The 11,362-nt window shown below is 35.9% G+C and carries 9 protein-coding genes; 8 read left to right on the top strand and 1 reads right to left on the bottom strand.

Annotated elements, in window-relative coordinates; genetic code table 11:
* Positions 1–113 precede the first annotated feature (113 nt).
* From AsAng_RS24935 to AsAng_RS24955, 5 genes are read left to right on the top strand one after another with little or no spacing between them, the layout of a single operon-like run.
* The gene (locus AsAng_RS24935; RefSeq protein ID WP_264789848.1) at positions 114–1,994 is read left to right on the top strand and encodes a stage II sporulation protein M; all 1,881 of its coding nucleotides are present in this window, start codon (positions 114–116) and stop codon (positions 1,992–1,994) included.
* Positions 1,995–2,023: 29 nt separating this feature from the next.
* Positions 2,024–2,755, top strand: a complete 732-nt coding sequence (locus AsAng_RS24940) for a DUF4129 domain-containing protein (protein ID WP_264789849.1) — start codon at positions 2,024–2,026, stop codon at positions 2,753–2,755.
* Position 2,756: 1 nt separating this feature from the next.
* Positions 2,757–4,103: a DUF4350 domain-containing protein gene (locus tag AsAng_RS24945; protein ID WP_264789850.1), complete on the top strand. Its 1,347-nt coding sequence runs from the start codon at positions 2,757–2,759 to the stop codon at positions 4,101–4,103.
* A 45-nt stretch (positions 4,104–4,148) separates the two neighbouring features.
* Entirely contained in the window at positions 4,149–5,132 is a 984-nt protein-coding gene (locus AsAng_RS24950) for an AAA family ATPase (protein ID WP_264789851.1), read from the top strand.
* 42 nt (positions 5,133–5,174) lie between these two features.
* Entirely contained in the window at positions 5,175–5,384 is a 210-nt protein-coding gene (locus AsAng_RS24955; RefSeq protein ID WP_264789852.1) for a DUF5522 domain-containing protein, read from the top strand.
* A gap of 4 nt (positions 5,385–5,388) precedes the next feature.
* On the opposite strand, the gene AsAng_RS24960 is transcribed toward AsAng_RS24955, so the two are convergent.
* Positions 5,389–5,877 carry a regulatory protein RecX gene (locus AsAng_RS24960; RefSeq protein WP_264789853.1) on the bottom strand — a complete coding sequence of 163 codons (489 nt, stop codon included), beginning with the start codon at positions 5,875–5,877 and terminating at the stop codon, positions 5,389–5,391.
* Positions 5,878–6,124: 247 nt separating this feature from the next.
* Here AsAng_RS24960 and rimP point away from each other — a divergent pair, with 247 nt between their 5' ends.
* The 3 genes from rimP to infB all read left to right on the top strand — a co-directional run bounded on the left by rimP (position 6,125) and on the right by infB (position 11,289).
* A complete protein-coding gene (gene rimP / locus AsAng_RS24965) occupies positions 6,125–6,616 on the top strand; it encodes a ribosome assembly cofactor RimP (protein WP_264789854.1) in 492 nt (163 codons plus the stop codon).
* 98 nt (positions 6,617–6,714) lie between these two features.
* A complete protein-coding gene (nusA, locus tag AsAng_RS24970; RefSeq protein WP_264789855.1) occupies positions 6,715–7,980 on the top strand; it encodes a transcription termination factor NusA in 1,266 nt (421 codons plus the stop codon).
* A 252-nt stretch (positions 7,981–8,232) separates the two neighbouring features.
* Positions 8,233–11,289, top strand: coding sequence for a translation initiation factor IF-2 (gene infB, locus AsAng_RS24975; RefSeq protein ID WP_264789856.1), 3,057 nt, complete (start codon positions 8,233–8,235; stop codon positions 11,287–11,289).
* Positions 11,290–11,362 lie beyond the last annotated feature (73 nt).

Consider the following 11,362-nt stretch of genomic DNA (forward strand, 5'->3'; position numbering starts at 1 on the left):
AATGGAGTGAATTTTATTAGACAAAGGTTTGTTCTAATGAACAGAAGGAACCTCTTTGTTCTAGTTAATAACAACAATAGCTTTTTTGTACTAGTCCTCTAACCCAATTTCAAATGCGTGAAACTCACTTCATAAAACAAAACAAAGATAAATGGGCAAAATTTGAACGAAACTTAGGGAAGGGAAACGCCAATCCTGATGAGTTAAGTGATTTGTTTGTTGAAATAACAGATGATTTGTCTTATTCTAGAACCTTTTACCCCAATCGTTCGGTTCGTGTTTATCTAAATAACATTGCCCAGAAAGTCTTTTACAGCGTCTACAAAAATAGAAAGGGGCGTTTGTTCAAATTCTTAGATTTCTGGAAAGAAACGGTTCCTCAAATCATCTATGAGTCTCGTAGACCTTTTTTCTTGGCCTTGACAATTTTTCTTGCTGCGGCATTTATTGGTGTATTTTCTTCTTATATGGATGCAGATTTCCCTAGGGTTATTTTGGGAGATGACTATATTGATATGACACTAGAAAATATAGACAATGGCACCCCTATGGCGGTCTATCAAGATCCCAACCAACGGCAAATGTTTTTTAGGATTGCACAAAATAACCTAATGGTTGCCACTTTATGTTTTATGGTTGGGCTGTTTTTTGGCGTTGGGACGATATACGTTATTATTCAGAATGGGATTATGTTAGGGGCGTTCCAGTACTTGTTTATTCGAGAAGGGGTGTATATGCAATCCTTTTTTACGATATGGATGCATGGGGCGATTGAGATTTCTTGTATTATAATTGCAGGAGCTGCTGGAATAACCTTGGGGAGTGGGCTTGTTTTTCCAAAGACATTAACCCGTTTACAAAGCCTACAACTTTCGGCACGGCGAGGCTTGTTAATCATGTTGACTATTTTGCCCTTAATTATATTGGCTGCCTTTATTGAGGGCTTTATTACTCGTTACACAGGAGCCTCTTTTATTGTTAGAGGGGTTGTTATTTTTGGCTCTTTTGCCTTTATCATAAGTTATTATGTCGTTTATCCGTGGATGAAGGCAAAAAAAGGATTTACTTCTTTTATTAGTGATGTTAAATTACCCCCAGAACAATCGTCAGAAATTAAATACAATCAAATAAAAAATAGCGCACAAATATTTAGTGATGCCTTTATTTTTTATCGTAAAATCATAAAACCAGTTGCCTTTGTTTCTTTTTTATTGGCTGCAATATATACCCTTATTTTATTATGGGATGGTGATAGTTATTCTTTTCAAACGATTACAAGTATTGAGCAGTTTTTAGAAAACCCATGGGCTTTGCCAGCTTATACCTTAGAAAATGTATCGCAGTTTTTACTGGTTGGAGATTTTAGTATTCCGTGGATACTCAATTATATCACTTCGGGTGTAATGGCTTATCTCGTACTGTTTTGGGTGCAGAAGGATGCGAATAAGGCGAAAAATACCAAGTATGGTTGGCTCTTTTTCTTAAAGACAATAACCGCTACGTTTATTAGCATGTTTGTGATTCATTCGTTTTTATTGGCGGTAGATGGATGGTTATTTCTATTGATCGTTTTTGTAGTTCCTATTTTACTAATGATTTTAGCGACTGTATTTAATGAAAATATTAATTTAATATCGGGAATAGCACGATCTATTTCTGTGGTTAGCGGCAATTGGGTGGTTATGATGGGGGCTTATTTGGTTATCACCATCATGTGTTTGATTTTCTTGTTTATGGCAACTGCCCCAATAGCGGGTTTTTATTTGGGAGTTATTGTTAATGCATTTCCTATCACAGATTTAGCATTGGTTCGACAAGGTTTTTATATCTTTTTGTACTCTTATATGCTTAGTTTTTTATTTCCATTAGTTTTTGTGGTAATGGGGGTTGGTTTTTTTAGTTTTAGAGAAACCAAAGAAGCAACAGATTTGTTGGAACAAATTCCTAATGTTGGTATTCGTAAAATCTCTTACGGAATGGAAAAGGAGAATTAAATCAATAACGATTATTTATTAGATAAAGGATGAAAAAATACCTATTATATATTGGTTTAATTATGTTTTTGCTCATAGGGCAAAACCCGCTTTCTTATGCCAATAATGCTACAGATGCTTATCAAAAAGAACCATTAAAGACCACTTCTTTTGACAAAAAAGAATGGAAAAGCAGTGGGAGTGGGATGGAGTATTCTAAGAAGCCTAAAGCCAAAAAAAGAAAAAAACGTAGAGCGAACGCCTCAACAGGCACAGGAACCATTTCTCCACCTAGGGAATTTCCAGTCTCTAATTACACCTTTCAAGATTTTGCTCAAACGTTGTTGGTCTTTCTTGCTGTGGTTATATTGGCATTTGTAATTTTTAAAGTAGTAGCAGGAGATGCCGTACTTGTGAATAAGCAAGTACAGCGACGAAAACCAATTACTTTAGAAGAGATAGAAACCAATTTGGAAGAGGCAGACGTTGAAGGTTTCTTAAAACAAGCACTAGCCGATCAAGACTATCGTTTGGCAATTCGTTTGTATTATTTAGCGATCATCAAAGAATTGTCTGCCAAAGGAATTATAGAGTGGAAGAAAGATAAAACGAATGGTCATTATATGCGAGAACTGAGAAAAAAGAAACACCCTAAGTTGGAGGATTTTAAACAGGTAACACGCATTTTTGAATATGTATGGTATAGTAATATGGTATTTGATGGAGGGCAATTTGAGGAAGTGAGAACCAATTTTAAAAACTTGTTAGCTGCTATTAAATAAGATGAATAAATTTGCTCCATTTATAATTGCTGGCTTTGTTTTGATTGGGTTGATTGCCTATTTTTCGCAATACCAACCTAAGTATTACAATTGGGCGCACCATTACGAAACAACTGGAAAAAATCCGTATGATATGAAAGTATTATACGATTTATTGGAAGAGCGGTTTGAGGTTGAAAAATTTGATGACCGAATAGAAGCAGAGTTATCTAGATCTCCTGAAAAGGCGAAAGGAACGACCTATTTGTACATTGGAAACAAAGCCAAATATACAGAAGATGAAGCTTGGCATTTGAGAGAGTATGTTAAAGCAGGGGGGGAAGCTTTTATTGTCACGGAAAATATCCATGATAGTTTAGCTGAAATCTTGTTGTACCCAGAAGATTGTGGTGGCGTAACAACTTGGAATGGACAAAATCCTGCTGTTTATAAAGAAAAGGTTTATGCAAGTTTTACGCATCCTAGCATCAACGACCATTATTACGAATTTGAGTATCTTTATAACAATTACTCTAGAAATTACTATTGGAGTTTTATTCCTATAGATGCTTTTTGTGATAGCGATAAAGATGCTGGTTTGTTTCGAGAATATCCAATTGCTTCTTTGGGAACATTTGTTGATAAAGAAGAAAAATTATACACCAATTTTGCTCGTTTAAAGGTTGGAGAAGGCTATTTTTATTTTCATACCAATCCTCTTATGTTTTCTAATTTGTTTATGGTCGATACTGCGGGATTTGAATATGCCAATTATGTATTCTCTCACATCAAAACGGATCAACTGTATTGGGATAGAGAAAGTGCAAGTGCTCCAGAGAAAGATAAGGCTAAACGTAGAGATCGCCCCACTGTAGCAGCTAAGTCACCCCTAGAATATATTTTCTCGCAACCCGCTTTGAGGTGGAGTTGGTATCTATTTATGGCATTAGGAGTTATTTATGTGGTATTTGGTGCTAAGCGCAGACAGCGGAAAATTCCAATCTTAGAAACCAATCGAAATACATCCTTAGAGTTTGTAGAAACAATTGGGCGGCTATATTTTCAACAGCAAGATCATAAAGGCATTATCAAAAAACAAATGCATTTATTTTTAGCGCATTTGCGTCAACGTTATAATTTGGTTACACGTGACTTAGATGATAAGTTGATTCATAGAATTTCAATACGTTCTAAAGTAGATCGAGAAATTATCAATGATATATTTGTAGAATACTTTAGGTTGAGAAAAGTGTTGCAAACGCCTCACTCAACCGTTACAGCAGAAACGTTAAACAATTTTTATTTATTGATTGATCGATTTCATACAGAAGTTAAAAAACAACAATTTTTAGAAAAAGAAACGGTATAGATAGGGTTTGAGAAAACCTGAAAAACAATAAAATTAAAACGAAAGATGAACGAAGATTATTCTTGGGGCGCAGAGGACGCTTCTGTTGCTAAAATACAAGAAACCGTAAATAAAGTACGAGAAGAAGTACAGAAGGTAATTATTGGGCAAGACGACTTGATTGAATTGGTAATGGTTTCCATTTTTGCTGGAGGGCATGTCTTGTTAGAGGGGGTTCCAGGTGTCGCCAAAACCTTAGCTTCTAAATTGTTGGCTCAAACCTTAAACATAGGCTTTTCTCGTATTCAGTTTACGCCAGATTTAATGCCGTCAGATGTTACGGGGACCAGTGTTTATAATATGAAAATAGCAGAGTTTAGTTTTAACAAAGGGCCTATTTTCTCAAATATGGTTTTGATTGATGAAATCAATCGTGCTCCTGCCAAGACACAGGCTTCTTTATTTGAAGTAATGGAAGAAAAGCAAGTAACAGTAGATGGAAAAACCTATAAAATGGCTTTCCCTTTTATGGTCATTGCCACACAAAATCCGATTGAACAGGAAGGAACGTATAAATTGCCAGAAGCACAATTGGATCGCTTTTTATTTCGCATTCAATTAACTTACCCTCAACTCAGTGAGGAACAATTGATCTTGCGTCGTTTTAGAGATGATTTTTCGAAACGCCAAATTTCGGATGTTCGTCCAATTCTAAATGCCAAGGAAGTTAAGCAATGCCAGGAAATCGTAGAAAAAATTCATATCAAGGATGAATTATTGGATTATATTGCAGCATTGGTTCACAATACTCGCAACAATGGGGATCTATTTTTAGGGGCATCTCCTCGTGCATCGTTGGCAATTATGCAAACGGCAAAAGCGGTAGCTGCTATTAATGGGCGTGATTTTGTAACACCAGATGATATACAATACGTTGCTTATCCTGTCTTAAACCATCGTATTATTCTTACGCCTGAACGAGAAATGGAGGGCATGGATGTTCAAGATGTTATTAAAGATATTATTGCAAAGGTAGAAGTTCCTCGTTAGTCGAGCTTGCCCCAATCTTATCGATAATTATTAAATGTAATTATGTTCAGTTTTATAAAGAGGAAAGAAAAGAAGCCTGCTGTTCCAGTCGAGAAGCCATTGGTAGAGCAGGAAGATTTTTATATTGAGAATGGTTGTTATGTTTTTACGGCATTGTACTTAAAAAAGAGAGGTTATTGCTGTGGAAATGGATGTCGGCATTGTCCTTATCCAAAAGGGAAGGAGGGACAACAGGAGATTCGTAAAGATTAGTGTACTAGTACCTTTTTGAATAAGGAAACAGTTGGTTGAGCATTTCCCAAACGAGATGAGATTCAAAGCCTTTTTCTATGGTGTATTTTGCTAATTTTTGTTTGCGTTTAAAAGGATTGCTTTCTTTTAATAGGTTGTCTTTTTTTCGGATTACCTGTTCTAAGGTTTGGTTATAATCAAGGTCAGGGAGTTCACTTTGGATTGCCTTTTTGATGCAATAAGCAGAAATCTGATTCCTTTTTAGTGCATTGATAATTCTATTTTTTCCCCATTTCTTAACACGAAATTTCCCGCCAGCAAAGGCCAAAGCATAGCGTAATTCATTTAGGAAGTTATCTTCGATGAGATCTGAAATAATGGCATCAACATCATCTCCCCAAATACCCAATTCTAATAACTTGGAGCGAACCTCTTTGTGACAGCGCTCTTGGTAGGCGCAATAGGCTTGTAATTTGGAGCGTGCTTCTTCGTATGAATGGTGTTTTTTCATCATTAAATTTAATAAAAGAAAAAAGAATGGTCAAAAATGAAACTTTTTGACTATATTTCATCGTAATAAAGGATCAAAAGCATTAAAAAACAGTAATATGAGCAATATCTCTTTATAACTTTTTTGAATATCTACATATATTTGTATATTTGCGCTAGAATTAAGCGAGATTAAAAAGAGGGAACAGAGGCTGTTCCCTCTTTTTAATACATAGAATTGGGTGAATTTACCTACAAGAAGAAAAATAATAATGATTTCACTAACAGAGAAATTAACAGCGCTTCTTGAGCAAAAATTCCAAGAAGAGGAATTTAGCCATTTGTTTTTGATCGAATTAAAGCAATTAACCAACGATGTTATCCAAGTTTTTTTGGATAGTGACAATTCTGTAACTTACGAACATTGTGTCAAAATTAGTCGCTACCTTGAAGAGCATATTGAAGAAGGTGGTTGGTTAGGCGAAAAATATACCTTAGATGTTTCATCGGCGGGTGTCGGAGCTCCCTTAAAATTTAAACGTCAATACCTCAAAAATATTGGTCGTAATGTAAGTATTGAGGTCAACGATGATCATAAACACATCAAAGGAACTCTTACAGAGGTCAAAGACAGTAGTGTTGTTATTGAATATGAGGAAAAAGTAAAAATTGAAGGTCGAAAAAAGAAACAACTGATGACCATTCGAAAAGAAGTTTCTTTTGACAATATTAAAAAAACGATAATTACAATATCTTTTAAATAGTTAGTTGCTAAGGTTGTTTACAACAACTTTCCACACAGTTTTGTAAAAGATAAAACTGTGAACTATGAATTTAGATAAACATAAAATATTATGAAAGCATGAGCATCAATTTAATAGACTCATTTCAAGAGTTTAAGCATATAAAGAGCATTGATCTTCCGACCATGATCAGAGTATTAGAAGATGTTTTTCGTACTCTAATTCGTAAGAAATATAGCACAGATGAAAATTTTGATATTATCGTTAATGCTAATGAAGGAGATTTGGAGATTTGGAGAAAACGAGAGATTGTGCCTGACGGAGAAGTAGAGGATGATCGCTTTCAAATTACGATTACAGAGGCGTTAGAAATTGAAGCGGATTATGAGGTAGGAGAAGAATGCTATCAGCGTGTTCATATTATAGATTTTGGGCGTAGGGCTATTATGGCTGCTCGCCAAACCTTGATTTCTAGAATTTTAGAACTAGAAAAAGACAAGGTCTTTCAGATGTATGTTGATCGTGTAGGGGATGTTATTCGTGGTGAGGTGCATCAAATCTTAAAAAGAGAGCTAGTTGTTTTAGATGATGAGTCTGGTGTTGAGCTTTTATTGCCAAAGAGTGAAATGGTTCGTGGTGATTTTTTCCGCAAAGGAGATACACTTAAAGGAATCATTCGCAAAGTGGATATGAGAAACAGTAACCCTGTGATTATTTTGTCTAGAACGGATAATTCTTTCTTAGAGAAGTTGTTGGAGCAAGAAGTTCCTGAAATAGAGGATGGGTTAATTACTGTTAAGAAGATTGTTCGAGTACCTGGAGAACGTGCAAAAGTAGCGGTAGAGTCTTATGACGAAAGAATTGACCCTGTAGGTGCTTGTGTGGGAATGAAAGGTTCTCGTATTCACGGTATTGTACGTGAATTAAGAAATGAAAATATCGATATTATTAATTATACAACCAATGAGTCTTTATTGATTCAGCGCTCTTTAACACCAGCTAAAATTTCTTCTATTGAAATTGATGCGGACAAAAGAAGAGCTTCTGTGTTCTTAAAACCAGAAGAAATTTCTAAAGCAATTGGTAAAAAAGGAATTAACATCAAATTGGCGAGTAAATTGACCAATTATACAATTGATGTTTATAGAGAAGGGTTTGAAGAGTCTGATTATGATGTAGAATTGGACGAATTCAAAGATGAGATTGAAGAATGGATTATCGATGAATTAAAATCAATTGGTTGTGATACTGCTCGTAGCGTATTGGAACTTAACATTGATGAGTTGGTTCGTCGTACTGATTTAGAAGCAGAAACAATTTCTGATGTTGTGGCTATTCTAAATGCAGAATTGGAAGAAGATACTTCTGGAAATAATGAAGAATAATTTTGTACTAAAAAACTTGTAAGAAATTATGATGTAACTTAATTAAATAGTTTGTGGCATAAGTAGTTGCGGAAAATGCCTATTAAACTATTGTTCTCGTCCCTTATCAGGGGGCTCTTCAGCAAAGGAGTATTGAATCCTAATATTAAAAAAATTAAATAAAAGGAGTATTTATAGTTCGTATTTTGTCACAAAACGATTCTTTTTAAGGTCACACGAGCTATTTATTTTAAAGTAACGTAAAATTATAGGATGTCAAAACGTTTAGTCAAAGTAGCTAAAGAACTTAATGTTGGAACAAAAACTATTGTCGAGTTTTTGAATGGCAATGGCTTTGCTGTTAGCAACAAACCGACTGCAAAGATTTCGGACGAAATGTATGATGCGCTCGCCAAAAACTTTCAAAACTCTATTGCTATTAAAGAAAAGGCCAATCAAATAACGATTGGTACTAGAAAGACAAAAGAAGAGCCGCTAAAAGAAAAAGTAAAAAGTGAAGAGGGAGAAGAAGAGCAACAACAAGAAGTACAGGATGCCCCTAAAGTAGTGGAGCAAACTCCAACTCCTGTGGTTGAAGCTGTGCCTGAAGTGGTTGAAGAGAAAAAAGAAGAGCAGGATACTGTCGAAAGTAAGGCACCTCAATTGACAGGACCAAAAATTTTGGGAAAAATTAATTTGGACAACCAAAATAAAAAGGGGAGAAGAAAAGTTCAAGAACCTAAAGAAGAAAAAACAGTAGAAAAAGTGACGCCTAAGGATGTTGTTGAACCTCCTAAGGAAAAAACTGTTGAAACTAAAAATACTCCTGAGCAAAAACCAGTTAAAAAGATCGAAGAACCTGTTGTGGAAAAACAGCAAGAACCTAAACAAGAGGTCATTGATCCTAAAAAAGAAACACCTAAAGAAGAAGTGGCTAAAGATGTTATCGTGCCTGCTGAGCAAAAGGATACTCCAACTAAGGATAAGGATTCAAATTCTGACTTAGATATAAAAGTAGATGCTCCTCAGCTAAAAGGGTTAAAAATTCTAGGTAAAATTAATATTGCTTCTTCTAAGCCTAAACGCAAGAAGAAAACGAAGGACAATAGAAGAGGCGCTCAAGGACAGGGCAACTCTGATCCTAAGAAGAAAAACTTAGTGGCTTCGTCTGATAGTGGGCAAGGACAGAAAAAACGTAGAAAACGTACTAGAGTTAAGACCGATGGCAATACTAGTAATAACAAAACTGGTAATGAGTCGTCTAACCAAAATAAAAATACTACTTCAACATCATCTAACAAAAGCTCGTCGGATGATAACAAAAGAAAGGTATTTAAAAAACCAGATAAACCAGCTGCTAATGCTGGAAAAAGAGGCAAGAAGAAGGGAAGACGTAAGGAAATTGATGAAAAAGAAATTGGCAATAAGCTGAAAGCTACCATGAACCTTTTAGGTGGTCGTGGTGGTAAAAAGAAAAAGTTTGGTGCTTCTCGTAAAGAGAGAGATGAGCAACGTGCAGAACGTTTGCGTGAAATTGAAAACAACTCGGAAGAAGCGCCTAAAATTCAGGTGACAGAATTTATTTCTGTTTCTGAATTGGCAAGCTTAATGAATATTAGTGCAACTGATATTATTATGGCTTGTATGAACGAAAAGCGTATGGTTTCTATCAATCAGCGTATGGATAGAGAGTTGATTGAATTGATGGGAATTGAATTTGGTTATGAGGTTGAGTTCGTATCTGCCGAAGACCAAATGGAAAAAGATTACCAAATTGAAGATGATGAACTGGAAGATAACAGCCCTCGTTCACCGATTGTTACGGTTATGGGACATGTTGATCACGGTAAAACTTCTTTGTTGGATAGCATCCGTAAAGCAAATGTTGCTGGTGGTGAAGCTGGTGGTATTACACAACACATTGGAGCTTATGAGGTAAAAGTAGGGGATCAAGGGACAATTACTTTCTTGGATACACCTGGTCACGAAGCCTTTACAGCAATGCGTGCTCGTGGTGCCAAAGTAACGGACGTTGCGGTTATTATCATTTCTGCAGACGATAGCATTATGCCACAAACCAAGGAGGCGATTAGTCATGCACAGGCTGCTGAAGTTCCAATTATTTTTGCCATCAATAAGATTGATAAAGAAGGGGCTAACCCAGATAAAATCAAGCAAGAACTAGCTTCAATGGATTTATTGATTGAAGAATGGGGAGGAAAATATCAGAGTCAAGATATTTCTGCTAAGCAGGGCTTGAATATTGATTTGCTCTTAGAGAAGATTTTGTTAGAATCTGAAATGTTGGAGTTAAAAGCAAATCCTGAAAAACGTGCTGTCGGTACTGTATTAGAAGCTTCTTTGGAAAAAGGACGTGGATATGTTGCCAAAATCTTGGTGCGCAATGGTACGCTTTCTGTTGGTGATGCTATGGTTGCTGGACCTCATTATGGTAGAGTTAAGGCGATGTTCAATGAGCGTGGCAAGCGTGTTAAGAGCGCAGGACCAGCTACTCCTGTTTTGGTATTGGGGCTTCAAGGTGCTCCTCAAGCGGGGGAAACCATTAATGTACTTGCCTCTGAAAAAGAAGCAAAAGATTTGGCAGGTAAACGAGCAAATTTAGTTCGTCAACAGCAAATCCGTGCAACTCGTCGTGTTACCTTGGATGATATTACAAATCGTATCAAAATTGGTAATTTCCGTGAGCTTAACCTTATTGTTAAAGGTGATTTTGATGGTTCTGTTGAAGCATTGTCTGATTCTTTACTCAAATTGTCTACAGATCAAGTTCAGACCAATATTATCTATCAAGCAGTTGGACCTGTTACCGAGTCAGATGTAAACTTAGCCGCAGCTTCGAATGCGATTATTGTTGGTTTCCAAGTTCGTCCGAATCCTATGGCAAAACGCTTAGCGGAAAATGAAGGGGTTGAAATTAATACTTACTCTATTATCTACGATGCCATTGATGAAATTAAATCTGCTTTGGAAGGAATGTTAGAGCCTAAACAAGTAGAAGAAATTACAGGTATGGTTGATGTTCAACAAGTATTTAAAATTTCTAAGGTCGGTGCTGTTGCAGGATGTTTTGTTCAGGAAGGAAAGGTTACTAGAAATAGTTATGTTCGAGTGATCCGTGATGGTATTGTTGAATACCCGAAAAAAGAAGGAGTACACGGTGAACTATCTAGTTTACGTCGTTTCAAGGACAGTGTATCAGAAGTTAAGAATGGCTTTGAGTGTGGTATTACATTGAAAAACTACAACGACTTGAAAGAAGGAGACGTTCTTGAGATTTATGACATTAAAGAAGTGAAACAAACCTTATAGTTTTTATAAAAAGGTTGTCTAATAAATAAAAAACGCCATTCAATTTTGAATGGCGTTTTTTTATTTTTAATAA

Source organism: Aureispira anguillae (genome assembly GCF_026000115.1).
In the GTDB taxonomy this organism is placed as follows: domain Bacteria; phylum Bacteroidota; class Bacteroidia; order Chitinophagales; family Saprospiraceae; genus Aureispira; species Aureispira anguillae.

Coding starts and splice junctions, on each gene's coding strand:
- AsAng_RS24935 (WP_264789848.1), top strand. CDS start 114: ATGCGTGAAACTCACTTCATAAAACAAAACAAAGATAAATGGGCAAAA.
- AsAng_RS24940 (WP_264789849.1), top strand. CDS start 2,024: ATGAAAAAATACCTATTATATATTGGTTTAATTATGTTTTTGCTCATA.
- AsAng_RS24945 (WP_264789850.1), top strand. CDS start 2,757: ATGAATAAATTTGCTCCATTTATAATTGCTGGCTTTGTTTTGATTGGG.
- AsAng_RS24950 (WP_264789851.1), top strand. CDS start 4,149: ATGAACGAAGATTATTCTTGGGGCGCAGAGGACGCTTCTGTTGCTAAA.
- AsAng_RS24955 (WP_264789852.1), top strand. CDS start 5,175: ATGTTCAGTTTTATAAAGAGGAAAGAAAAGAAGCCTGCTGTTCCAGTC.
- AsAng_RS24960 (WP_264789853.1), bottom strand. CDS start 5,877: ATGATGAAAAAACACCATTCATACGAAGAAGCACGCTCCAAATTACAA.
- rimP (WP_264789854.1), top strand. CDS start 6,125: ATGATTTCACTAACAGAGAAATTAACAGCGCTTCTTGAGCAAAAATTC.
- nusA (WP_264789855.1), top strand. CDS start 6,715: ATGAGCATCAATTTAATAGACTCATTTCAAGAGTTTAAGCATATAAAG.
- infB (WP_264789856.1), top strand. CDS start 8,233: ATGTCAAAACGTTTAGTCAAAGTAGCTAAAGAACTTAATGTTGGAACA.